Genomic DNA, 24,609 nt, shown 5'->3' on the forward strand with positions numbered 1-24,609 from the left:
GTACCACTAGTTACTTAAGTAAAAAGGTCGTCTGTAGCCGTAAATGCTTTTCTCTAACATTTCGATCAGACTGCTTCCGTCGCTTGAAAGGCCGCTGATGATAAACTGTAAGCTAACACCGTTGTCAAATTCGGGTGCCGCAAACGTGCTTTGCATCATACCAGCGTTTGCCGCTCCAGCCATAGCAGGCTCTAAATTCAGGTTGATTCGACGGTACGCACTTACACGTAGCGCCCAACAACAACTGCTGTACTGCACCCCAAGAATGGCATCATTGGTGCGGCGATTTACCAAATCATAGTAAATGTTAGCAGCGACCTGCCATTGGTTATTAATTTCCCAAACCGCTTGCGCGCCGACTTGTTCAATATCGCTATTTAAAATATTGGTTGCTTTACGATGATTCACTTGAAGCAAGTTTTTATTGTCAAAGCGATATTCTAAAGCGGTCTGACTCTTTCGTGTTTGATTTAGTTCCGTATCGTATTGTAACGCGCTCTTGATACTCCAATGAGGGGTAATCGCCCATGTTAAGTCGGCAACCCATTCTGTATTGCTGGATGTCCGCGATGTATTTTGCTGCAATAGCTCGGTCCGACTTTTATCAAAATAATAAATTTGGCCAAACGCAAAGCGCAACAGTTCACGCTCGCGCTTATCAAAAATGCTTGTTGTGGCACCATAGGTTATTTGATTCGCTTCTGCAATGCGGTCTAAACCGGAATAGCGCTGGGCGCGGAACAGGCCGTAATAATCGTCTTGCATCAGCGATGTATCATAGATGCCGATATTAGACTGGTCTTTGTACGGGACGTAGAGGTATTGAAGTTGTGGTACCAATGTTTGGCGGTATGCGTCAACGCCGTCGCCGTCAAAAAAGCGCTCTAGGTGCAGGCGACCTCTTAAGCGAGCTCTTGGCAACGCGCGCGACACGGACTCGTCGAGCTCAGGGCTTGTCCCTTGTTGACGATAGTGCGTATATAAATAAGTGATTTCAGCTTCACCATCGTAAGCAGGCGCTTCGAGCGCGTAACTTAAGCTGGGTTGAAGGTGGGCGCGTGTCGCGTATACGTTTGAATCGTCTTGGCTTTGAAAGTAGGTGAGTTCGCTTTCGATCGCCCAGTTAAAGCCCGTGTATGCACCTTCATCGTAACGCATTGAAATTTGTGGCAGTGTTCTAAACGGGCTTTGATATTGCCCTAGTAGTTCGTAGTCTTCAGCACGGATGCGTGCAAAAAAGTTATCCTTTAAATAATCAACTTGCGCCACACGGTACAAGTGGGTGTCTGCTCGCCCCGCAAAATCACTACCAAAATCATTGAGATAGTTGTCATCACTGATTTGCGTTGCATCCACATAGGCGCGCCAGTGCTCGCCGAGTTGCGCTTGCTGATCAATATGCCATAAATAGCGATCGGCGTTATCGAGTCGAAGTGAGTCGCTTTGAAGGTACTCAAGATTGATTTGACCACCATAGCTATCGGTTAGAAAGCGGTACTCTGTTTTTAACATTGTCCCGCGCTTACTAATGTATACGGGAGCAAGCGTTGCATCCATATTCGGCGCAATATTAAAGTAATAAGGGACTTCTACCTCAAGGCCACTGACAGATGAGGTATCAATGGTCGGATACAGAAACCCTGTTTTACGTTTATCGTTAACTGGAAACGTAAAATACGGTAAATAAATAACGGGGATATCGAACAACTCAACTTTAGCGCCCCATGCCTCACCAAAGTCTTCTGATTGACTGATTTCGATTCGATCAGCAGTCAGTTTCCAAGCCGGATCTGTCGTTGGACAGGTCGTGAAACTTGAAGAAAACAGATTGACGTGCTGCTCAGATAAACGCAGTAGCTGGGCTTCGCCACGCGCTTGTGTGGTTTTCATTCGATATTCAGTATCGCGTAATTCGGCGGTTGCTGAAACGCCATTATAATTAAACGATTGACCTTTGACTTGAATATAACCGTCAGAAAACAGAACGCCTTGATTCGCATCGATGGTTTGTTTTTCTTGATTGATCCGTGCAGACTCAGTGAGAAGCCATTGACCATCCTGACGGATACTCACGTTACCAGAGAATAACGCTTCGCCATTGTTGCTGACATTAGAGTTATCAGAGTGGACTAATATGCTACCAGGGAGTTGTGCAGAAACGTCGAAGTCGGGTTCTTCGAAACGCCACTGATTATAGCGGGCTGAGCACACATTAGTAAGCTCCTGCTGAGCAGAAACTGACGCGCTGAGTAAGGTAAATAAGACAGCGGACGCTTTGGCAACTTTGTAACGCAATGGCAAGATACTAATCCGTTTTGAGTTGTTAATTAATGATTAGAGACAAGCTTGGTATAATAAAGCAAATCTGCGTATTCTGCTATTTTAGTACGCATAAATAGAGATTAAATTTGCCAAATAATGGCACACAGAGGGGGCATTTTGGAAGATTCTCGTGAGATTGGTCTGGCAGCATGGTGTGAGGCGCAGACGGGGTATCCTCAAACGCAACTGGAAGTGGTTTCTGGTGACGCGAGTTTTAGACGCTACTTTCGAGCTTCAGATGGTCAACGTAGCTTAATTGCTGTTGATTGCCCACCCGATAAAGAAGATATGCGCCCTTTTCTTCTCGTAGCGGACGCTTATCAAGCGGCAAATATTCCCGTGCCGCTGGTATTGAACGTTGATTTGAAGCAGGGATACATGTTGCAGACAGACTTGGGTCACACGGTACTATTGTCGAAACTCCAAGCGCAAAACGCACGCCAATACTATGATCAAGCGCTTTCGATTTTGCCACGAGTTATGGGGGTGACGGCAACAGCGGAAGGCGATTTACCCCGCTTTGATCGAGCATTGTTAGATCGCGAACTGGCATTGTTTAAAGATTGGTTGTTGATGCAGCACCTCGATCTTGACTGGGATGATCGCGACGACGAACTATGGTCTGAATTCTGCGAGCTGATAGTGAGTAATGCATTTGCTCAGCCACAGGTTGGTGTGCACCGAGATTATCACTCCCGCAACTTGATGGTGACGCCTAAAGGGCTTGGTGTTATCGACTTTCAAGATGCGGTTATCGGGCCGATTACCTATGACGCGGTCTCGCTACTGAGAGATTGTTACATTGAGTGGCCTGATGACTTAGTCGATGAGCTATCTCAACGGTTACGGAGCCAACTGCAGGAGGATGGGCTACTAAGTGCAGATGTTGAGCCAGAACAGTGGCAACGCTGGTTCGACTGGATGGGACTTCAGCGGCATACGAAAGCCGCAGGAATTTTTGCCCGACTAGCGCACCGTGATGATAAAACCGGTTACTTGAAAGACGTGCCTCGTACATTAGGCTATCTGAGTAAAGTCAGTGCACGTTATCCGGAATTAAGTAACTACCACCAATGGCTGACCCAACGTATTATACCCAAATGGGAGAACTCATGAGAGCGATGATACTGGCCGCAGGTCGCGGAAAGCGTATGCAACCTCTGACTAATTTGACCCCAAAACCACTTTTAACCGTTGCGGGCAAACCTTTGATCGAATACATCATTGAAAAGTTGGTGGGGGCCGGGGTCTCGCAAATTGTGATTAATCATGCTTGGTTAGGGGGGCAAATTGAGTCTCAGCTTGGCGATGGCTCACGTTGGGGCGTGAAGATTATTTATTCTCCCGAACCTGACGGTGGGTTAGAAACAGCGGGCGGCATCATTAATGCTCTACCGATGCTGGGAACAGCGCCTTTTTGGGTCATTAATGGCGATATTTTTATCTCATCCGACTTAACAGACTTGCCAACTCAACTTGAGACGAACGACTTGGCTCACCTATTACTCGTCGATAACCCTGAACATAATCTAAGTGGCGACTTTGCCTTGCAAGATGGCCGGGTAATAGCCCAGTCTCCCGAGCAGACTGGATTTACGTTCGCCGGCATTGGCTTATATGACCCCGCATTTTTTGCCGGTTACGGCGATGGGTATAGGCCATTGAAGCCCTTGCTGCTCGATGCCATTAATCAGAGAAAAGTGGCGGGGAGTCTACTAAAAGGTGCCTGGACGGATGTGGGAACGCCAACGCGTTTGAGTCAGTTAAATCAAGAAGTAGAGGAAACATAATGATTTGGGGAAAGGTGATTGGTGCGCTAGCGGGCTATCTGTTTTTGCGATTGCCTGGAGCTATCATCGGCGTATTAATTGGACACTGGTTTGATCGAGGAATGGCTCAGGACTTTGCCAGCCGTGGTGGTTTTGGGCAATTTATGAGTGGCAAACGTGATGCCGATAAAGATGCATTATTTTTATATACCCTGTTTGCAGTGATGGGACATCTTGCTAAAGCAAAAGGACGCGTGACCGAGCGAGATATTGCACAAGCATCGGAACTGATGGACCGATTCCGACTCGATTCTGAAGCGAGAGGAGAGGCGCAAGAGGCGTTTCGAGAAGGGAAGCAGGCGACTTTTCCACTGGAAGATACGATGAAGCGGTTTAGGGAGTCATTTTATGGCAACCGTGAGGTATTTCAGATCTTTATGGAACAGTTGATGGCTTTGGCTCTTAATGACGGTGTACTTGATCGAGGTGAGCATGAAGTCCTTGTTAATGTTGGTAAAGCGCTAGGTTTCAGGCGGTTTCAGATTGATCAGTGGCTTGCGATGCAGAAAGCCGCATTTAGGTTTCATCAACACCGTTCGCAAGGAAACGCGGGGAGCCAACAGGCTAAGCCGTCGCGTAATGAACTTCAAGATGCATATGAAGTATTAGGAGTGAAGCCAGAACAGTCAGATGCGGAGATTAAAAAAGCGTATCGCAAGCTGATGGCGCGCCATCATCCTGACAAGCTTGCGTCAAAAGGATTGCCGGAGCATGTGATGAAAGAAGCACAAAAACGCGCCCAGGATATCCAGTCAGCCTATGAAGCAATCAAAAAACACCGTGACATACGGTAGCTATTAAAAGCCATGGAATTTAAACCAACCTTGAATGACACTCTTTAGTTCGTTGGCGGCTTCTGGGGGACGGGTCAATAAGCTACGCGGTCGATAGCTTAATTGTTGATATTTTTGGCTAAGTGTTTCATGCATAGACCATTGCTTAGCGACCCATCGGTTGGCTGAAGCTGATTTAATATCAAGTACCGGGAAGGTGAGCTTAGCGATTTTGGTGCCTAGGACTCGATTAAGTGCTGGCTGCGGCAGATACACATCCAACAAGATGACCGCATCGGGTGCGGCTGAAGGATTTTTATTGATCCAATCAATCCAGAGCGCACCACTGATTCCCTCAACAAGCCACACAACGAAACCAGGGTGCTGGCTCACTTTTTCATTCAGTGCTTCAAGGCGCTTAAATAACGCGGCTCTATAAGGCTCCAGTGCGTTATCATCGGGCTGAGTAAACTCAGAGTCAGGGGTGTGATGCGCTAACGAGGTGGGTTGGATATGCATACTCGGTGGTGTCAGTCCCCAACTACGCCAACCCATCTTCGACGCTTCGTGATAACTGGATTTAATGAGCGAAGATTGCAAGGGGTGTAGACCCCAGTCCGGCAAGGCAACAAATTGCCCTCGTTCGAAGCTTCTTAATGGCTCAAGTTGCAGTGCTAAATACTGTACGTCTTTCTCTGTCGCGTCTTTGAGCCAGACGATCTCGTCAGGGGGGACGAAACGAGCACGATCATCCTGTCCGTGTGAAATAACAGACCAGCATATGACAAACAACAGGATGGCAACGCGCATAATATTCATGCTTTGTTATCGTCATAAGACGGAAATTCTTTAAACTTTAGCTAAAACGGGCAGGGGCTGGTGAAGGTTAGCGTTTGCTCGGTCTGAGGGTGTGTAATACGCAGTTCAAATGCATGTAGGAGCAGTCGTTCAGCCGCCTGAAAAGCGGCTGAGTGTGCATAAAACTTATCACCTAAAATAGGACAGTTTAATGCCAACATGTGCACCCGTAGCTGATGTGAACGGCCTGTGTAGGGTGATAGTTTGACAGTGCATCCCTGAGCTTGACGTTTTAGCACTCGGTAAAAGGTTTGACTGGGCTTGCCATTGAAAAAGTCGACTTGTTGCTTCGGTCGATTAGGCCAGTCGCAGCTAAGTGGTAAATCGATACAGCCATTGTCAGCGGGCAATGCTCCCCACACTTTTGCCAAGTAGGTTTTCTTTGGAGTTCGTTGTTGAAACTGTCTACTTAGGTGGCTTTGCGCGGCTTTACCAAGCGCAAACACCATCACACCCGATGTGGCCATATCTAGCCGGTGTACTAACTTGATATCAGGAAATATGCGAGCTAGGCGAGTGTAAACGGAATCTCGATGTTCGAGTAATTTCCCTGGTACGCTAAGCAGTCCTGCGGGCTTATCGACCACAACCAACGCATTATCTCGATGTATTATCTTGAGATAAGGGTTGGTTGGTGGTTGATAGTGAAGCAGTGCCATTAGTGATGATTGACCAAAATACGCACGGCAAACAACGAAAGCTGCGGTTGTTTTAGCGCTTCTAATAAGGTTTGCTGGCGCATTTTGATAGCTTCAATTTCAGATTCGCGTACGGAAGGATTGCGCTGCTTTAGTTTGGTCAGACGTTCAAGTTCCTTTCCTAAGTTTTCACTGATACGCGAACCGATAGCAGCGCTTTGTTGCTCTAACCAAGCTTCAGCAGAGCTACGCGCTACTTCTAAGTGCGACTTAGTGATATCACGCAACTGCTTTAAAATTTGCCGTGAGGTTTTTTTATCCATAAAGTCGGCTTGCTTGGTTAATGCATCGCGTGGCACTTTGCTCGTCAGTTCCCGCCCTTGACTATCAAGCAATATACGATGGTTCTGAAGCGGGAAGAACTCCTGAGCTACCGCGCTTTGGGGGGCGTTAATCTGTGCACTAAAGTCAACCTCCATGAACCAGGCGCCCTCAGGCAGCGCTTTATTATTTAGCTTAGTAACGCAGACGCTACCGAAGTCTTGCTGGGTCACTATATTCAAGGCCTCTTGCACGTGAGGGTGGTCCCAACTTAAGAATTCGATATCCTCGTAATTAAGTGCCGTGGTGCGGTCAAAGGTGATGGTCATCCCTTCTTCTTGCAGGCCTGGAATAGCCTCGACGCGCATATGCTCGCTCGGTTTAACGAACACTCGGTTTTCGTCGAGTTCTTCGATATCGATACCAAAGCGCTCCCAGAATGTAGTCATAAACTCATCCAGAGTTGATACGTCGCTGCTTTCTTCTATAGCCGCGATTACCGATTCAGCCTGTTCTGGACGGCATGCATTTAACTCTTGTAGTTTATCGCGACCCGCTTCAACCTCGGACATGAGTTGCTGATGTAACTCTGCACTCTGCTGCAGCACTTCTTTCGGAAGCGGCTGGCAGCTTAGCAAAGCCTTTTTAATCTGCTGAGAAAAGTCGTCATACATGCGGCGTCCGACGGGGTTACATTGTTCGAATGCATTCATCGTGTGATACCAAGGCAGTAAAATGCCCTCGTCGGAATCTTCGGTGTACGGCAGGTAGATCGCGATATCATGGGTTTGTCCGATACGGTCAAGGCGTCCTATCCGTTGCTCAAGTAAGTCTGGGTTTTCAGGTAAGTCGAATAATACGAGTTGATGCACAAACTGAAAGTTCCGCCCCTCGCTACCTATCTCTGAGCACAATAAAATCGGGCTGCCATTATCATCGTCGGCAAAGAACTCGGCAGCGCGGTCGCGTTCAAGTAATGACATCCCTTCGTGGAAAACGGCAGCGTTTATCCCCTCAAGCACACGCAATGCTTCAGCGAGCTCATTTACCGTTTTCGCGCTGTGGCAAATAAGCAACGTCTTGTCATCCCGGTTACCTTTTATATGGTCAATAAGCCAAGTCACACGGGGGTCGCCAAGCCACCAAGGTTCACGCATGTCATCCTCGGGCTCAGGTAGTTTAACCGGGTGAAATTGACGTGCTGGGAATCCACCGACATTTTGACGGCGGTTTCTAAACATAACCCGGCCTGTGCCGTGTTCATCAAGGAGTTCGTCGAGTTCCTCTCCTTTAAGCTCCGTCGCTTTATCTGCCAGTTCGCGATAATGAGTTTGCTCCTCCTCAAACGCGCTAAAATCGTTAAAGCGGTCTGGGTCAAGTAACTGCAAACGCTTAAAGTGTCCTTCGTTACCTTCTTGCTCGGGTGTTGCGGTTAATAACAATAAGCCTGGAATGGCTTTCGCTAGCTGAGCAAAGTGTTCATAGCCCGGTGTACTGTCATTAAGGTGATGGGCTTCGTCGACCACCAACATGTCAAATTCGGCACCCATGAGTGCGTCATGCCACTGTTCATCGTGTAGGATTTTGTTGTTGATAATCACTAATTGTTCAGTAGAAAATGGATTATCACTATCGAGTTGCGCTTCTCGGATTCTGGCTTCATCAAACACACTGAAATCAAGCGCAAATCGGCGTTTCATCTCAACAAGCCATTGGTGACGGAGGCTATCGGGTACGGCAATTAGTATGCGTTGGCTACGCCCCGTGACATGCTGGCGCTTGATGATCATGCCCGCTTCGATGGTTTTTCCTAAGCCGACCTCGTCAGCGAGCATAACTCGAGGATGGTAGCGGTTCGCCACGGTTGATGCGACGTAACACTGGTGCGCTAACAGATTCACACGTGCGCCTAGGAGACCCGCGACAGGGCTTTGTTGCCAGCGCGCTAATTGTTGTTGACCTTGCATGCGCAGAAGGTACAGATCGTGGCGGTCGGCTTGCCCTGCAATAAAGCGCGTTAATGCTGGATTGGTATCAATTTGATGAGCCAACTGGGACTCTGGCACCATCACCTCTTCGCCTGAGTCTTCGCGTTCACCGAAATAGATGGCTAACCCTTGATGCTCTTTCGCCTCGGTGACGATAAAACGCCATTGATCAGCATGTGTTGCTTCTTGTCCTTCATTCAGCACAAATCGAGCGAGAGGTGCGTCGGATTTAGCGTACATTCGTGTTTCCCCGGTGCTAGGGAACATCACTGATACCTGGCGTCCATCCACGGCTGTGACTACGCCAAGGCCTAAATCTGTTTCAGTTTCGCTTAACCAACGTTGCCCTAAACTAAACTCGCTCACTTCGTCCTTCCTATGCGCTAACTTTAAAGGTCGGCAATAGTAATGGGGAGATTAGAAAAAAACAATGCGACTGTCATCCCTGTGTCACGAATTTTGGTCTAAGCTTTAATCAAACGATAACAAAAGGTGTACGCTATGACCGCAAATGTTAGTCAAACCTCCCAAGCTACTAAGTACTTCGTTTTAGATACCAATATTCTATTGCATGATCCTCTCGCTTTTCTCAGCTTCGATGAGCATAACGTCGTTATTCCTATGGTCGTGCTAGAAGAGTTAGATAATATTAAGGATCGCAATAAAGACGTGAGCCGAGATGCGCGTGTTGCGATTCGTTCGTTGGAGGAGGTGTTGAAGGATGCAACACCTGAGCAGATAGTTAAAGGTGTCCCTTTGACGCAGTTAAGTGGCGACCATCAAGCGAGCGGCACATTAGCTATTTTCCCTGACTACGAGTTGAAGCAAAGTGCGTCTGCTTTGGCGCTCAATGAAAATGATCACCGTATTATTCAAGTGGCGTTAGAACTGCAAATTACGTTTGCGGGTAGCACGGTCACTTTGGTGACAAAAGATATCAATATGCGCCTAAAAGCCAAAGGTGCGGGTGTAAAACATGTTGAGGATTATCGCACAGACCAATTAATTGATGATATTCGCTTATTGACGAAAGGTTTCTATCAGTTTGAAGGGGACTTTTGGCAACAAGTGGGTGATGTCAGTACGTTGCAAGAGGGGCGAGATGCCTATCATACGGTCTCGCGCGAACACATGCCGCAAATCTTCTACAACGAATATTTTATCGATGAAACAGAGCACTTCGCAGCTCGGGTGGACACCTTTGACGATACCTCTGTAACGCTGATGGATTTGGGACATGAGCGCTTAATGGGTTACAGCGCGTGGGGGATTCACCCTAAGAATATATATCAAGCGATGGCGATGCACGCGCTACTTGATACAAGCTTAGACATGGTTATTTTGACCGGCCCCGCGGGTAGTGGTAAGACGCTATTAGCGCTTGCTGCGGCATTAGAAATGGTGGTCGAAAAGGGAATCTACGAAAAAATAATTGTTACGCGCAATACGCCTGAGATTGCTGAGTCGATAGGCTTCTTGCCAGGTACCGAAGAAGAAAAAATGGCGCCTTGGTTATCAGCTATAACGGATTCTCTTGAAGTATTGCACAAGAATGATGAGAGCATGGACTCGAGTCTAAATTACATCATGACGAAAGCGAATATCCAGTTCAAGTCATTAAACTTCATGCGTGGTCGCAGTATTCAAAATGCGGTGGTCATACTTGATGAAGCACAAAACTTAACCGCATCACAGCTAAAAACAATAATTACCCGTTGTGGTGAGAATACGAAACTGGTCGTGTCGGGCAATTTGGCGCAGATTGATAGTTATTACTTAACTGCTGTCACCTCAGGACTCACCTTTATCGTAGAGCGCTTCAAAGATTATCCAGGTAGTGCGACCATTAATCTAAACGGTGTGGTAAGAAGTAGTCTGGCAGAGTATGCAGAGGAGCACCTATAGCTTAGTTGCCTTTGATAACCGTATACTGCCCAGTGTTGACAAGAAACTGAACATCACTGGAGAGTTGGCCCGCTGGTAACACGGCGGGCCCTGCGACATCCATGAGAACGAATTCGGTTCCGTTGTGCATCAAGGTTATATCGTTTGCTTGCTTTGCCATTTGAATGCCAAAAATCGCATGTTTTGGCAAATAAACAATGATCATTCTTGCTTCGGGGATAATCTCTTTTAGTAAGGCTAGCGTGAGGCTGACTTTACTGTCACATTCACCTCGATTGTTGAGAAGAAGGTAATTAGGTGGCGTGAAGCCATCTCCACGGCTTGATAGCTTGCTGCTGAGACTGTCATAAGGAATCGACTGAACAAAATGGCCAACGTAGTTGGTGTAGCTGCGTCGACTGTTGTCTTTAAGTTCGTTCCCGATAGCGACAACCAGCGTTCTGAGAAGTGATTGAGTTTTCTCGGCAATAGTAACAGCATCTGGAACGATGCCCGTTTCTCCCAATGGAAGCGACAATTTGCGATAGTAATTTGCCGATAAATAGTCTCGCCATTGCTGATTAAAAAATTGTTGTGTCTTTGTCAGTTGCTGTTGGTAACGTTGTTGTAACGGTGCCGTTCGTGCTTCGCGCATTGATAATGTTAATTTCTCTTGTCGGGGGGACAGCGTCGCTTCGACACCATACCAACGTTGGCGCTGTATATACTGATTAACTTGATAATTAAGCTCACGAAGTGCGCGCTTTCGGTCGTAACTCCGAAATGTTGCAAACGGTTTTAAGAACTCGCGTTGATTAACACTGAAACTAAGCTGTGTGAGCTTTCCGTTGGGAAGATTCCATTGGTAGGAAAATAAAATATCGCCGTCACGGGATGTTTTCTCGAAAGCTGTTTGTTGAGCAAAAACTTTGGGGACACTGCTAACAAGCAGAACTGTTGAGAGAACAATGACTGCACCCCAAGCGGACAGGTATGTTCTCTCATCAGATAGCTTTTTCATTAGAACTTCATTTCGGTAATTGGACTTTCTTCAAACTTTAAGTCGACTTGATACTCAACGCCGCCCGCTCTAATAAAGAAATACGTTTTGTCGCGTTTGAATAGTTCATGAAGTGAAACGACGCGCACGCCAGGACGGCGTTCAGCGTTCCAGTCGCTCATCTCCACGCCTGTGCGCGAAACTAAAATGTTTTTATAACGGTCACCAGTTACCAGTAGCAACTTTTTATTTTCGTTGCGCAATAAAATGGTGTTACCTGTGACAGAAAATGGTTCTTCGTTGCCTAGCACAGCCTTCTCCCAAGCATTCTACTTTTTAATCATCACTATAACGAATTATCCTGATTTGGCAACATGACTACAATGCACGAAGATAATCCTCAACAATGAGCAACGCCGCAGCACTGTCGACTTTGCCTTTTTCCAAGCCGCGATAGCCATCGCGTTCAAACAGCGCTTCTCGAGCAGCGGTGGACGTTAAACGTTCGTCTTGAAAGACAACGGGGACATTAAAACGACCGTGAATACGATTGCCAAACTTTTTCGCGCGTTGCGTGAGCGGTTGCTCCGTGCCATCCATATTAAGTGGTAGGCCAACGACGACACGTTCAGGCTGCCACTCTTTGAGCAGTTGTTCGACAGCACTCCAGTTTGGAATACCGTCCTGAGCTTTGAGTGCTTTTAAAATAGAGGCGGTGCCCGTTATCGACTGACCCACCGCAACGCCAATACTTTTGGTGCCAAAATCAAACCCGACAACTGTCATGCGTGACCTACATCGGGTCCGAGCTTCCAAATATCAAAACCGAGTTGCTCGGTGGCTTTTTCCCAACGTTGATTAGTCGGTGTATTAAACAATATCTCAGGATCCGCAGGGATAGCTAACCACGAATTTTCAGCCAGCTCTTGCTCCAGCTGGCCAGCTTCCCAACCCGCATATCCAAGCGTTAGCAGAAATTGTAACGGCGCCGCGGAGGAACCCAATGCCTCTAAAATGTCACGCGAAGTGGTGACCATAATCTCATCACTCAACTTGAGACTACTACGCCAGTTTTGTTGTGGCGGGTGAATCACGAACCCTCGCTCTTGGCCCACAGGTCCGCCCTGATAGACTGGACCTTTAAGGCTATCTGCGCTATCCGGATAAACAATTTCAAGTTTGTCGAGCAACGAGTTAACCGTTAGCTCTGCAGGTTGATTAATGATCAGCCCCATCGCACCGTCTTCGTTGTGTTCGCAGATATAAGTCACACTGCGACGAAACAGCGGGTCATTCATGCTCGGTGTTGCAATTAAAAAATGGTTTTGTAAGCTTTCCATAAAGCACTCCTCACTCACGATACGACTTATATCGGGGCTTATTCAGTAATTTCAACGGCGTTGCTTTAGATCCTGCTCGATAGCTGCGAAGAGTTGCGCCGCGATATTGATGTCGTAGGCGTTTTCGATTTCTCGCATGCATGTTGGACTGGTCACATTGATTTCTGTAATACGTTCGCCAATGACATCGAGACCAACGAGGTATAAACCTTTTTGTTTAAGTGTGGGGCCGATGGCACGCGCGATGCGTTCGTCACTCTCGCTCAAAGGTTGCGGTCGTCCGCTGCCACCGGCCGCTAAGTTACCTCGAGTTTCTCCTGCAGACGGAATTCGTGCCAATGCGTAAGGTACCGGTTCGCCATTAATAATCAGTATACGCTTATCGCCGTCCTTGATCTCTGGCAGATATTTTTGTGCCATAGCATAACGTTGACCTTTTTCGGTCAATGTTTCGATGATGACACCTAAATTCGCACCGTCTTCGTTAACTTTAAATATCGACGCGCCACCCATTCCGTCGAGCGGCTTAAGAATGACGGTACCGTGCTTTTTGTGAAACGCCTTAAGCTGCTCAGCATTGGCTGATACTAGGCTGTCGGTGATAAACTCAGGAAACCAGCTGGTATAAAGCTTTTCATTACAATCTCGCAGGCTTTGCGGATTATTAACGACAAGCGCACCTTCCGCCTCAGCTAAATCAAAAATATGAGTCGCATAAAGAAACTGGCTATCGAAGGGCGGATCTTTGCGCATCATGATGACATCGAACTCACCTAATGGCAGCTTCTCGACATCGCCCAACTGATAAAAGTCCGTTTTTTGATCTTTGACGGTGACTTTGCGTGCCATAGCGTAAGGTCGACCTGAGTCAATGAGCAGGTCGGCCATTTCAATATAGTAACTTTGGTAACCGCGCGCCTGTGCTTCGAGCAACAGTCGGAAACTGGTATCTTTTTCCGTTTTTACCTGCGCAATGGGATCCATAATCATGGCTAACTTCATGGGTATCTTCCTTATTCGTTGCTGGCGTTGAGATCACCAAATTCATACTGTATGGCTGCTAAAGCAGTCATCGCAGCGGTTTCTGTTCGCAGAATACGTGGTCCTAAACGAATCGGTTTAAAGCTGTTGTTACGCGCGTGCTCTACCTCAATATCAGTGAAGCCTCCTTCAGGACCAATGATCAATTGGATGCGTTGGGCTGTGCGAGCGCCTTGAATCTGATTGAGAGGTACCTGCGCATAGGGATCGAGAGTTAAGCGTAAACCGTCAAAAGGTGTCTGTACAAAGTCATCCACTGACACCGCGGGAAGCACGGTAGGGACATGACTGCGACCGGATTGCTCACAAGCAGAAATGACAATTTTCTGCCATTGTTGTTGTTTCTTCTCAAGTCGATCACCGTTTAATTTTACACCGCAGCGCTCGCTGAACAGCGGAGTGATGGCATTAACACCGAGTTCCACTGATTTCTGTAGGGCGAAATCCATCCTGTCTCCGCGCGAAACGACCTGACCTAGGTGAACGAATAGAGGAGACTCGGTGTTGTTGAGTTGGGCACCAATAATTTCAACTTGCGCGCTTTTCTTGGCGACTGAAGTGAGTACTGCTGGGTAATTAAACTCATCGTTACAAAACAACTCAAGCGCCTGACCTTCTTGCATGCGAAGCACTTTGATGGTGTGTTGAAAGGCGTCATCACTGAGCGATACGGTGCTGTTGACCATGAGTGGCTCGGGATGAAAAATGCGTGGAACTCTCATACGACTTAATTGAATCCTTATCTATGAACAGACTTTTGGACGTCTAGAAGTAGAAATTTTTTTATTGATCGGTTAAATTACGCCGTCAGTACTAGTTATTTTAATCAAAATAAAGGAATGGTAGGCATATGTCACGTCACCTATTTACTTCTGAATCGGTTTCAGAGGGCCATCCTGATAAAATTGCGGACCAGATTTCTGATGCCGTACTGGATGCAATTTTAGCAAAAGATATCCGCGCCCGTGTGGCGTGTGAAACCTATGTCAAAACTGGCATGGTATTAGTGGGCGGGGAAATATCCACTTCAGCTTGGGTCGATATTGAAGATTTAACCCGTCAAGCCATCCGTGATGTCGGTTACACACATTCGGACATGGGTTTTGATGCCAACTCTTGCGCGGTACTAAACGCGATTGGTAAGCAGAGCCAAGATATTAATCAAGGCGTAGATCGTGAATCGCCTGAAGCGCAAGGCGCGGGTGACCAGGGTTTGATGTTTGGCTATGCATCTAATGAAACCTCGGTATTAATGCCAGCCCCCATTACCTATGCGCACCGCATTGTTCAGCGTCAGTCAGAGATGCGTAAAAATGGCACGCTCGATTGGTTACGTCCTGATGCCAAAAGCCAGCTGACGTTTGTTTACGAGAATGGTAAACCGGTGGCAATTGATACGGTAGTGCTTTCGACCCAACACCGTGAAGATATTGACCAAGCCACATTGCGTGAAGCCGTGATGGAAGAAGTCATTAAGCCAGTACTCCCCGAGCAATGGGTTAGCCATGATACTAAGTTCCACATTAACCCAACCGGCCGATTCGTGATTGGCGGCCCGATGGGTGACTGCGGTTTGACGGGGCGCAAAATTATTGTGGATACCTACGGTGGCATGGCGCGTCACGGTGGCGGCGCGTTCTCGGGCAAAGATCCATCGAAGGTTGACCGCAGCGCCGCATACGCGGCACGTTACGTGGCGAAAAACCTCGTTGCCGCAGGCCTGGCGGAACGCTGCGAAATTCAGGTGTCATATGCAATTGGCGTTGCTGAGCCAACATCAATCAGTATTGATACCTTTGGTACTTCGCAACACAGTGAAGAGAAGTTGATAGCGCTAGTACGCCGTCATTTTGACTTGCGTCCTTACGGTTTAATTCAGATGCTTGATCTGGAACGGCCTATTTATCGTGCTACGTCGACCTACGGGCACTTTGGGCGAGAGGAATTTCCATGGGAAAAAACTGATAAAGCCGATGCATTAAAGCAGGATATCTAATTTACGGGTGTTGAATTTTTCGCCCATAAATTTGCTTGAAGCCCCCGAATTGTGGACAATACGCGCACCAACTATGGTTCATCTAATTGCGTGTCACCAATCGGGGGTTTTTCATGTCTGAACGTCGTCATCTCGCCAACGCTATCCGTGCTCTAAGTATGGATGCCGTCCAACAAGCCAACTCAGGTCACCCTGGGGCGCCAATGGGCATGGCAGATATCGCTGAAGTATTATGGCGAGATTATTTAAAGCACAACCCAAATAACCCCAGTTGGGCCGACCGCGACCGCTTTGTGCTGTCCAACGGTCATGGCTCGATGCTCATCTACTCGTTGCTTCATTTAACAGGTTACGACCTTAGCATTGACGACATTAAGCAATTCCGTCAGTTACATTCGAAAACCCCTGGCCATCCAGAGTATGGTTATACGCCGGGTATCGAGACAACGACAGGGCCTTTGGGTCAAGGCATCGCAAATGCTGTCGGTATGGCGTTAGCGGAAAAAACTCTGGCGGCACAGTTTAACCGTGATGAACATAATGTAGTTGACCACTTCACCTATACCTTTTTGGGCGATGGTTGCTTGATGGAAGGCATTTCTCATGAGGCTTGCTCATTGGCAGGTACACTTGGCTTAGGCAAGCTCATCGCATTTTACGACGATAACGGTATCTCGATTGATGGTGAAGTCGAAGGCTGGTTTACAGACGATACTGCACAACGCTTTGAATCATATAACTGGCATGTGATTCGTGATGTTGATGGACATGATGCCGATGCCATTAAACAGGCGATTGAAAGCGCACGTAGCGAAACGCAGCGCCCGACATTAATTATTTGTAAAACCGTTATTGGTTTTGGCTCGCCTAATAAGCAAGGGCAAGAAAGTTGCCACGGCGCGCCATTAGGTGATGACGAAATTGCACTCGCTCGCAAGCAATTGAATTGGTCGTATGATCGCTTCGAAGTCCCACAGGATGTGTATCAAGCGTGGGATGCAAAAGACAAGGGTGATGCGATTGAGGCCTCGTGGAATAAGCATTGGACGGCTTATGAACAAGCTTACCCAGAACTTGCTGCAGAGCTTAAACGTCGCTTAGCGGGTGAGTTGCCTGGCGATTTTGAAAACGAGTTGCAGGCTTACATTGAACAATTGCAAGCGAACCCTGAAAACCTCGCAACACGCAAAGCGTCGTTAAATGTATTGAATGAGGTGGGTCCAAAGCTACCTGAACTGCTTGGTGGTTCGGCTGACTTAGCAGGGTCTAATCTAACCTTATGGCAGGGCGCTAAAGGTGTGACAGCTGACGACGCGAGCGGAAACTATGTGTTTTACGGGGTGCGTGAGTTTGCGATGTCGGCGATAATGAATGGAATTACGCTGCATGGTGGCTTCAAGCCTTACGGTGCAACCTTCTTAATGTTTATGGAATATGCGCGCAACGCAGTGCGTATGGCCGCCTTAATGAAGCAGCCCTCGATTTTTGTTTACACCCACGACTCAATCGGTTTAGGCGAAGACGGACCGACTCACCAGCCTGTTGAGCAATTGGCTAATCTGCGCTTAACACCTAACCTCAATTGCTGGCGCCCGTGTGATGCAGTCGAAACCGCGGTTGCTTGGCGCAGTGCGTTGCAAAGCAACGATAAACCAACGGCGTTGGTGTTTAGCCGTCAGGGTATGCAGCAGCAAACACGCGATGCCGAGCAACTGAATAACATTAGCCGTGGTGGTTATATCCTGAAAGATTGTGATGGCACACCAGACTGTATTTTGATTGCGACGGGTTCCGAGGTCGACTTAGCAGTTGCAGCACATGAACAATTGGCTGCAAAAGGTATGAATGTCCGTGTTGTTTCGATGCCATCCACGGATGTATTTGATGAGCAGGACGCCGAATACCGCGAGCACGTACTACCTTCAGCAGTTCGTAAGCGCGTTGCAGTTGAAGCCGGTATTGCTGATTATTGGCGTAAATACGTTGGCTTAGACGGCACTGTGATTGGTATGAACTCGTTTGGTGAGTCAGCTCCGGCTAAAGCACTTTTTGAGCACTTTGATATTACCGTGGAAGCGGTTGTTCGCGCGGCGAGCTAAACGAGGTTTGAATTGACGAAGAGAATCGCAATAAACGGTTTCGGCAGGATCGGGCGTAGTTTTCTACGCTCGTTCTATGAGCGCGGCTGGCAGCAACGCTTTAGTATTGTCTTGGTGAACGAGCCCGCGCCATCGGAGTCGATGGCGCACTTGTTGAAGTACGATTCGTCTCACGGTCGATTTCAATTTCCAGTCACGTTGTCTGATGACGATCTTACCGTTGCCGGCGATACGATTAAGTTGAGCCACGAAACCGAAATTGAGCGCGTTGAATGGCAAGCTTACGGCGTTGATATCGTTGTTGACTGTACGGGTGTGTTTGGCAGCCATGCAGACGGAGAGCGCTACTTAAACGCGGGTGTGAGTCGGGTGTTGTTCTCGCAACCCGGTACGCCTGATATGGATGCGACTATCATTTTTGGGGTCAACCAAGATGTATTATTGCCTGAGCATCGCATCGTATCGAATGGCTCTTGTACAACGAACTGCATTGTACCGGTGATCAAATTACTCGACGACGCTTTTGGCATTGAATCAGGTGCGGTCACTACGATCCACTCGGCAATGCATGATCAGCAAGTCATCGATGCTTATCATCCTGATTTAAGGCGCACACGAGCGGCGGGACGGTCAATTATCCCTGTCGATACAAAGCTAGCACGCGGGATTGAACGCATATTGCCTCATTTACACGGTCGCTTTGAGGCGATCGCGGTACGTGTTCCAACTACAAATGTGACAGCGATGGATTTAAGCGTCACGCTACAAACCGATGTCGATGGTGAACAAGTTAACCGATTGATAAAAAATGCAGCTTCCAACGGGTTACGAGCAATACTCGACTATACTGAAGAGCCTTTGGTGTCGATTGATTTTAACCATGACCCGCACTCTTGCATTGTTGATGGAACCCAGACGCGTGTGAGTCATCGTCGATTGGTAAAACTATTATGTTGGTGCGATAACGAATGGGGTTTCGCTAACCGTTTGTTAGAAACGACTGAATTAATGACACAGCAATAATTATATAAAACTCAACTGAGTAAGGGGATTCAATGTCTGTCATAGCGATGACTGATTTGGACTTACAAAACAAGCGCGTATTGATACGGGAAGATTTAAATGTTCCGGTAAAAGATGGAAAGATCACCTCGGATGCGCGCTTAAGAGCAGCACTACCCACGATTAAATTGGCACTCGAAAGGGGTGCTAAAGTGATGGTGATGTCGCACCTCGGTCGTCCGACAGAGGGCGAGTATGAAGAACAATATTCGATGGCACCTGTAGCAGATTACTTGAACGACGCACTCGAGCAACCGGTTTCTTTAGCGAAGGAATACCTTGATGGTATCGATGTCGCGCAGGGACAAGTGGTGGTGTTTGAAAATGTACGTTTCAACAAGGGCGAGAAAAAGAACGATGATGTTTTAGCTCAGCAATTGGCAAACTTATGTGATGTGTTTGTAATGGATGCCTTCGGTACAGCACACCGTGCGCAAGCCTCAACACATGGCGTCGCAAAATATGCGCCTGTGGCGTGCGCCGGACCGCTGCTTGCCGCAGAGCTTGATGCGCTCGGTAAAGCACTTGATAACCCTAAACGCCCGTTGGTCGCGATTGTTGGCGGTTCTAAGGTTTCGACAAAGCTTACTGTGTTGGAATCGCTTTCGACGGTTGTCGATCAACTCATCGTCGGTGGCGGTATTGCAAACACCTTTATCGCAGCCCAAGGGCACAATGTCGGAAAGTCTTTGTACGAGAAAGACTTAGTACCTGAAGCACAACGTCTGATGGCGGCCGCCAAAGCAAAGAATGCAGAAATTCCGTTGCCTGTTGATGTTGTGACGGGACAGGCGTTCAGCGCCGATACAGTAGCAGAGACCAAAGCGGTTGAATCGATCAAGGATTCAGATATGGTATTTGATGTTGGGCCTAAAACATCAGAAATGCTGGCAGAGAAACTGAAAGCAGCTGGTACTATCGTATGGAACGGTCCAGTTGGGGTCTTTGAATTTGAGGCATTTAGTAAAGGCACCGAATCAATGGCGAATGCAATAGCCAACAGTGAGGCTTTTTCGATTGCTGGCGGCGGGGATACGCTCGCTGCGATTGATCAGTTTAATATCGCTGATAAGATAAGTTATATATCAACGGGTGGAGGCGCATTTCTTGAATTTTTAGAAGGCAAAAAGTTACCCGCGGTAGAAATTTTAGAACAGCGCGCACAAGACGCATAAATGCACGCCGAAAACTAAGGAGAATTACATGGCCATTGTGTCACTAAGACAAGTACTTGATCACGCAGCAGAGAATGGATACGGCGTTCCTGCTTTTAACGTAAACAACCTAGAACAAATGCGCGCGATCATGCAGGCAGCTGATAAAACCAATAGCCCGGTCATTGTGCAGGCCTCAGCAGGGGCTCGGAAGTATGCCGGTGCTCCTTTTTTGCGTCACTTAATAGAATCGGCTGTTGAAGAGTGGCCTCATATTCCAGTGGTTGTCCACCAAGACCACGGTACGTCACCGGCGGTGTGTCAGCGATCAATTCAGTTGGGCTTCAGCTCGGTCATGATGGACGGCTCATTGCTTGACGACGGTAAAACGCCAGCGGATTACGATTATAACGTGCGTGTTACTAAGCAAACCGTTGAGATGGCGCATGCGTGTGGGGTATCAGTCGAAGGTGAATTGGGCTGCCTCGGTTCGCTTGAAACAGGAGAAGCTGGTGAAGAAGATGGTGTCGGCGCTGAAGGTAAACTGTCACATGACCAATTGTTGACGGACCCTGAAGAGGCGGCGGCTTTTGTTGCTGCGACGGATGTTGATGCGTTAGCTATCGCATGTGGAACGTCACACGGCGCATATAAGTTTACCCGCCCGCCTACGGGTGACATCTTATCGATTGACCGTATTAAAGAGATTCACCGTCGTATTCCTAATACGCACCTTGTAATGCACGGTTCATCTTCTGTACCGCAGGACTGGCTGAAAATCATCAATGAATTTGGTGGCGAAATACCAGAAACCTATGGTGTGCCGGTTGAGCAAATTAAAGAAGGTATCAAAAACGGTGTTCGTAAGGTCAACATTGATACGGATCTTCGCTTAGCTTCAACAGGCGCAGTGCGTCGTCACTTGGCTGAAAATCCAAGTAATTTTGACCCGCGCAAGTATTTGCAAGCGGCTACCGACGCGATGCAAAAGATCTGTGAAGATCGGTACTTAGCTTTTGGTTGTGAAGGTCAAGCAGACAAAATCAAGCCCATTACATTGGAAAAAATGTTTCAATTGTACGAGGCGGGCAGTTTGAAGGCTGTCATTAAGTAACGTAAAGTAGAGCGGGTGCTCATGAACGAGCCGGCGCGCCGGCTCGCATGCAAAGTGGGGTTAATGTGCGTTTATCAGTATTAGTAGCAAGTATACTTTTACCATTTGGTGTGCAGGCTCAAACGTTTATGTTTGATGATGCCGAGGATATGGATACGACAACGGAAGAGGCTTGGGAAGCAAGTGCCGAGTTTGGTCTGTTATTCACGACGGGTAATACCGAAACGGAAAGCTTAAAGGCCAAACTAAATGTCGCAAAGGATATCAGGAACTGGCGCCACAAAGGTGTTTTGGATTACTACACGGCAGAACAAGAAAACCAAGACACGGGTGAAACAACCGAGACAGCAGATCGCTTGTTTTTATCGGCGCAATCAAACTATAAGTTTGAGCCAAACAGTAAGTCATCATTGTTCATCTTCGGCTCCTATGAAGAAGATGTATACAGTGGCTATGAGTATCAGAGCACATTAGCTATCGGTTACGGAGCACGCTATCGCTACAGCGAAAATCTGTATGCTGACTATGAAGTCGGTCCGGGTTATTCTCGTGTGAAGCCGGTTGATGAAAATCGAAACCCACTAGAAGCTGAAGGTTCAGCAATCTTACGTTTAGCGGGCAGTATGACGTGGGATATTTCAGAAAACTCGCGTTTTAATGCGTTAGTTTCCTCTGAAATTGGTGAAGAAAACACGAAAAGCCGAGCTGAGGTGTCAATTTCTTCCAATATCAACTCATCGTTGGCGCTAAAAGTGTCGGTATCGGGCACTCACAACTCTGAAGTTGCGAATGAGGACATTGAAAACCTCGACACTGAGACCGCGGTAACTGTTGTTTATACGTTCTAAACTCGTTCAGCCGATTAATATAAAAAAAGCCTCTTTCAGTTTTACTGGAAGAGGCTTTGTCATATTTGTGTCATATTTTTGTAGTATATTTTCCACATAACGATAATTAGTCTACTTTGGAGACTAGGTGAGTAGACAGTATCGTTGCTCAGCATAATCGGGCGATTGCATAGTTCTCTATTCAACGTCTGCTTAAATCAAGGTTATATCGGTTGTTAGCGGTTTTATTTAGGGGGCGATTTAGTTACTATTCGCGCCAGCTAACATCGGCTAAAATCCAAGGACCTGTTATGTCTGTAAATTCGTTTTTAGGTGTATTCGCAAAGTCACCTATTAAACCGATGATTGAACATATCGATGAAGTACATCGTTGTGCGGAGTCATTGAAAGACTTCTTTCAAGCGGTTTATAAGGGCGACTGGGACGCTGCTGAAGAACAGCGTAAACGTATTGTAACGCTTGAACAAGCGGCGGATAAGCTAAAACGTGATATCCGTTTGAACCTCCCCGGCGGACTTTTCATGCCCGTTGAGCGGACTGACCTACTAGAGTTAGTTTCTCAGCAAGATCGTATCGCTAACAAAGCGAAAGATATCTCTGGCCTTATCACAGGGCGCCAATTACAAATTCCTGCACATTTGGTTGAGGGCTTTAACAGCTATCTAAACCGGTGTATTGATGCAGTTGCAAAAGCACGTGACACCATTGGTGAATTCGATGACCTTTTGGAAACTGGTTTCCGCGGACGTGAGCGTACTTTAGTTGATAATTTCATTAAAGAGCTCGACGAAATTGAAGCGGATACTGATGAGTTGCAGGTCAAATTACGTCAGCAATTCCGTCAAGTTGAAAACGACATGAATCCGCTCGATGCAATGTTTTTGTATCGTATTCTCGATTGGGTAGGTGATTTAGCCGACCTGTCTGAACGTGTAGGCGCACGCTTCGAATTGATGTTAGCGCGAGTCTAAACGGGAGCTATCAATGGATATTATCAGTTCTTACGGCTTAATTCTGATTGTCATGGCCGGCGTGTTCGGTTTTTTCATGGCATGGGGTGTGGGCGCTAATGACGTTGCAAACGCAATGGGAACTTCAGTCGGTTCTAAAGCGCTTACGATTAAACAAGCTATCCTCATCGCGATGATTTTCGAGTTCGCAGGTGCCTACCTAGCCGGTGGCGAAGTGACCTCAACGATACGTAAAGGTATTATTGACTCAGCTTACTTTGTCGACCAGCCCGAGCTCCTTGTCTTCGGTATGATCTCGGCACTATTAGCCGCCGGTGTTTGGCTTCTAATTGCCTCGTTTCTTGGCTGGCCAGTATCGACAACCCACTCAATCGTTGGTGCTATCGTTGGTTTTGCTGCCGTTGGCGTCAGTGTTGACGCTGTTTCTTGGGGTAAAGTTGGAGGGATTGTCGGTAGTTGGGTTATTACACCCGCGATATCCGGCTTTATTGCGTATTTGATCTTTATGAGTGCGCAGAAGCTTATTTTTGACCAAGAGGATCCCCTCAAGCGCGCTAAACGATATGTACCTTTTTACATGGCTTTAGCTGGGTTTGTCTTATCATTGGTAACCATCAAAAAGGGTCTTAAGCACGTTGGACTCGGTATGGGTACGGCTGAAGGTTTTGCATGGGCGATTGGTATAGCGATCGTAGTCTTCTTCATTGGTAAAGTTGCGATTGGACGCCTGAAGTTTAAAGAGTCGGCCGATAAAGATATGCACTACACCAATGTGGAGAAAGTGTTTGCGGTGCTTATGGTTGTAACGGCCTGTGCGATGGCATTTGCTCATGGTTCAAACGATGTTGCTAACGCCATTGGACCTCTTGCAGCGGTTGTAAGTGTTGTCTCAAGTGGTGGTGAAATTGCGAGCAAAGCACAGCTTGCATGGTGGATCTTGCCACTTGGTGCATTCGGTATTGTTGCAGGTCTCGCGATGCTGGGTAAACGTGTAATTGCGACCATCGGTAAAGGCATTACACACCTCACGCCAAGTCGCGGTTTTGCTGCAGAATTGGCGGCGGCTTCGACGGTCGTGCTGGCATCAGGCACAGGCTTACCAATTTCGACGACCCAAACCCTCGTCGGTGCCGTGTTGGGTGTAGGTATGGCGCGTGGTATCGCTGCGTTGAACCTAGGTGTTGTACGTAACATCGTGGTTTCTTGGGTGGTGACTTTACCCGCCGGTGCGATTATGTCCATCATGTTCTTCTACATGTTAAAAGGCATCTTTGCCGCTTAACTCCTCGTGTTCCTGAGAAGAAGCTCGCTTAGCCGCGAGCTTTTTTTTTGCTTTCATTAAAACTTTTTTCCAGCCACTATCGACTTAAT

The 24,609-nt window shown here is 47.4% G+C and carries 22 protein-coding genes; 12 read left to right on the plus strand and 10 right to left on the minus strand.

What is annotated here, in order from left to right; translation table 11 throughout:
• Positions 1 to 6: 6 nt before the first annotated feature.
• Positions 7 to 2,301, minus strand: coding sequence for an LPS assembly protein LptD (lptD, locus tag ABNS04_RS00230; protein ID WP_006954272.1), 2,295 nt, complete (start codon positions 2,299 to 2,301; stop codon positions 7 to 9).
• A 138-nt stretch (positions 2,302 to 2,439) separates the two neighbouring features.
• Between lptD and ABNS04_RS00235 the strand changes: the two genes are divergently transcribed.
• From ABNS04_RS00235 to djlA, 3 genes are read left to right on the plus strand one after another with little or no spacing between them, the layout of a single operon-like run.
• Positions 2,440 to 3,438, plus strand: coding sequence for a phosphotransferase (locus ABNS04_RS00235; RefSeq protein ID WP_272978653.1), 999 nt, complete (start codon positions 2,440 to 2,442; stop codon positions 3,436 to 3,438).
• Positions 3,435 to 4,112, plus strand: coding sequence for an N-acetylmuramate alpha-1-phosphate uridylyltransferase MurU (gene murU, locus ABNS04_RS00240; protein WP_272978655.1), 678 nt, complete (start codon positions 3,435 to 3,437; stop codon positions 4,110 to 4,112). Before ABNS04_RS00235 ends, murU begins: the two co-directional genes overlap by 4 nt.
• Complete coding sequence (gene djlA / locus ABNS04_RS00245) at positions 4,112 to 4,945, plus strand: co-chaperone DjlA (protein WP_272978656.1); 834 nt, start codon at positions 4,112 to 4,114, stop codon at positions 4,943 to 4,945. Before murU ends, djlA begins: the two co-directional genes overlap by 1 nt.
• 3 nt (positions 4,946 to 4,948) lie before the next feature.
• Here the strand turns inward: djlA and ABNS04_RS00250 are convergent, their stop codons facing one another.
• Genes ABNS04_RS00250 through rapA form a run of 3 tightly spaced genes read right to left on the minus strand, consistent with a single transcriptional unit; the run spans position 4,949 to position 9,095 of the window.
• Positions 4,949 to 5,743 (minus strand): DUF3530 family protein, encoded by a 795-nt coding sequence (locus ABNS04_RS00250; RefSeq protein WP_272978658.1) that lies wholly within the window; start codon positions 5,741 to 5,743, stop codon positions 4,949 to 4,951.
• Positions 5,744 to 5,784: 41 nt separating this feature from the next.
• Positions 5,785 to 6,441 (minus strand): pseudouridine synthase, encoded by a 657-nt coding sequence (locus ABNS04_RS00255; RefSeq protein ID WP_272978659.1) that lies wholly within the window; start codon positions 6,439 to 6,441, stop codon positions 5,785 to 5,787.
• Complete coding sequence (rapA, locus tag ABNS04_RS00260) at positions 6,441 to 9,095, minus strand: RNA polymerase-associated protein RapA (RefSeq protein ID WP_348671148.1); 2,655 nt, start codon at positions 9,093 to 9,095, stop codon at positions 6,441 to 6,443. Before rapA ends, ABNS04_RS00255 begins: the two co-directional genes overlap by 1 nt.
• 135 nt (positions 9,096 to 9,230) lie before the next feature.
• On the opposite strand from rapA, the gene ABNS04_RS00265 reads away from it, so the two are divergent.
• Positions 9,231 to 10,634: a PhoH family protein gene (locus tag ABNS04_RS00265; RefSeq protein ID WP_272978661.1), complete on the plus strand. Its 1,404-nt coding sequence runs from the start codon at positions 9,231 to 9,233 to the stop codon at positions 10,632 to 10,634.
• A 1-nt stretch (position 10,635) separates the two neighbouring features.
• Here ABNS04_RS00265 and ABNS04_RS00270 read toward each other — a convergent pair whose 3' ends face one another.
• From ABNS04_RS00270 to ABNS04_RS00295, 6 genes are all read right to left on the minus strand, one after another.
• Positions 10,636 to 11,634, minus strand: coding sequence for a hypothetical protein (locus ABNS04_RS00270; RefSeq protein WP_272978662.1), 999 nt, complete (start codon positions 11,632 to 11,634; stop codon positions 10,636 to 10,638).
• Entirely contained in the window at positions 11,634 to 11,924 is a 291-nt protein-coding gene (locus tag ABNS04_RS00275; protein WP_006954259.1) for a hypothetical protein, read from the minus strand. The genes ABNS04_RS00270 and ABNS04_RS00275 overlap by 1 nt, the downstream gene beginning before the upstream one ends.
• 67 nt (positions 11,925 to 11,991) lie before the next feature.
• Entirely contained in the window at positions 11,992 to 12,399 is a 408-nt protein-coding gene (gene ruvX, locus ABNS04_RS00280; RefSeq protein ID WP_272978663.1) for a Holliday junction resolvase RuvX, read from the minus strand.
• Complete coding sequence (locus tag ABNS04_RS00285; RefSeq protein WP_006954257.1) at positions 12,396 to 12,953, minus strand: YqgE/AlgH family protein; 558 nt, start codon at positions 12,951 to 12,953, stop codon at positions 12,396 to 12,398. Before ABNS04_RS00285 ends, ruvX begins: the two co-directional genes overlap by 4 nt.
• Before the next feature lie 51 nt (positions 12,954 to 13,004).
• Positions 13,005 to 13,955, minus strand: coding sequence for a glutathione synthase (gene gshB, locus ABNS04_RS00290; RefSeq protein ID WP_272978665.1), 951 nt, complete (start codon positions 13,953 to 13,955; stop codon positions 13,005 to 13,007).
• Positions 13,956 to 13,966: 11 nt separating this feature from the next.
• Complete coding sequence (locus ABNS04_RS00295; protein WP_272978666.1) at positions 13,967 to 14,716, minus strand: 16S rRNA (uracil(1498)-N(3))-methyltransferase; 750 nt, start codon at positions 14,714 to 14,716, stop codon at positions 13,967 to 13,969.
• Between the two features lie 128 nt (positions 14,717 to 14,844).
• Between ABNS04_RS00295 and metK the strand changes: the two genes are divergently transcribed.
• The 8 genes from metK to ABNS04_RS00335 all read left to right on the plus strand — a co-directional run bounded on the left by metK (position 14,845) and on the right by ABNS04_RS00335 (position 24,520).
• Positions 14,845 to 15,990, plus strand: coding sequence for a methionine adenosyltransferase (gene metK / locus ABNS04_RS00300; RefSeq protein WP_272978668.1), 1,146 nt, complete (start codon positions 14,845 to 14,847; stop codon positions 15,988 to 15,990).
• Positions 15,991 to 16,103: 113 nt separating this feature from the next.
• The gene (tkt, locus tag ABNS04_RS00305) at positions 16,104 to 18,089 is read left to right on the plus strand and encodes a transketolase (RefSeq protein WP_272978670.1); all 1,986 of its coding nucleotides are present in this window, start codon (positions 16,104 to 16,106) and stop codon (positions 18,087 to 18,089) included.
• Positions 18,090 to 18,101: 12 nt separating this feature from the next.
• Positions 18,102 to 19,112 (plus strand): erythrose-4-phosphate dehydrogenase, encoded by a 1,011-nt coding sequence (epd, locus tag ABNS04_RS00310; RefSeq protein ID WP_272978672.1) that lies wholly within the window; start codon positions 18,102 to 18,104, stop codon positions 19,110 to 19,112.
• 32 nt (positions 19,113 to 19,144) lie between these two features.
• Entirely contained in the window at positions 19,145 to 20,326 is a 1,182-nt protein-coding gene (locus ABNS04_RS00315) for a phosphoglycerate kinase (RefSeq protein ID WP_272978674.1), read from the plus strand.
• 28 nt (positions 20,327 to 20,354) lie between these two features.
• Positions 20,355 to 21,419 (plus strand): class II fructose-bisphosphate aldolase, encoded by a 1,065-nt coding sequence (gene fba, locus ABNS04_RS00320; protein WP_006954250.1) that lies wholly within the window; start codon positions 20,355 to 20,357, stop codon positions 21,417 to 21,419.
• Between the two features lie 65 nt (positions 21,420 to 21,484).
• The gene (locus ABNS04_RS00325) at positions 21,485 to 22,267 is read left to right on the plus strand and encodes a DUF481 domain-containing protein (protein ID WP_272978675.1); all 783 of its coding nucleotides are present in this window, start codon (positions 21,485 to 21,487) and stop codon (positions 22,265 to 22,267) included.
• 290 nt (positions 22,268 to 22,557) lie between these two features.
• Entirely contained in the window at positions 22,558 to 23,238 is a 681-nt protein-coding gene (locus ABNS04_RS00330; protein WP_006954248.1) for a TIGR00153 family protein, read from the plus strand.
• 13 nt (positions 23,239 to 23,251) lie between these two features.
• Entirely contained in the window at positions 23,252 to 24,520 is a 1,269-nt protein-coding gene (locus tag ABNS04_RS00335) for an inorganic phosphate transporter (RefSeq protein WP_006954247.1), read from the plus strand.
• The last annotated feature ends 89 nt before the right edge of the window (positions 24,521 to 24,609 follow it).

Source organism: uncultured Idiomarina sp. (assembly GCF_964010655.1).
Lineage (GTDB): Bacteria > Pseudomonadota > Gammaproteobacteria > Enterobacterales > Alteromonadaceae > Idiomarina > Idiomarina baltica.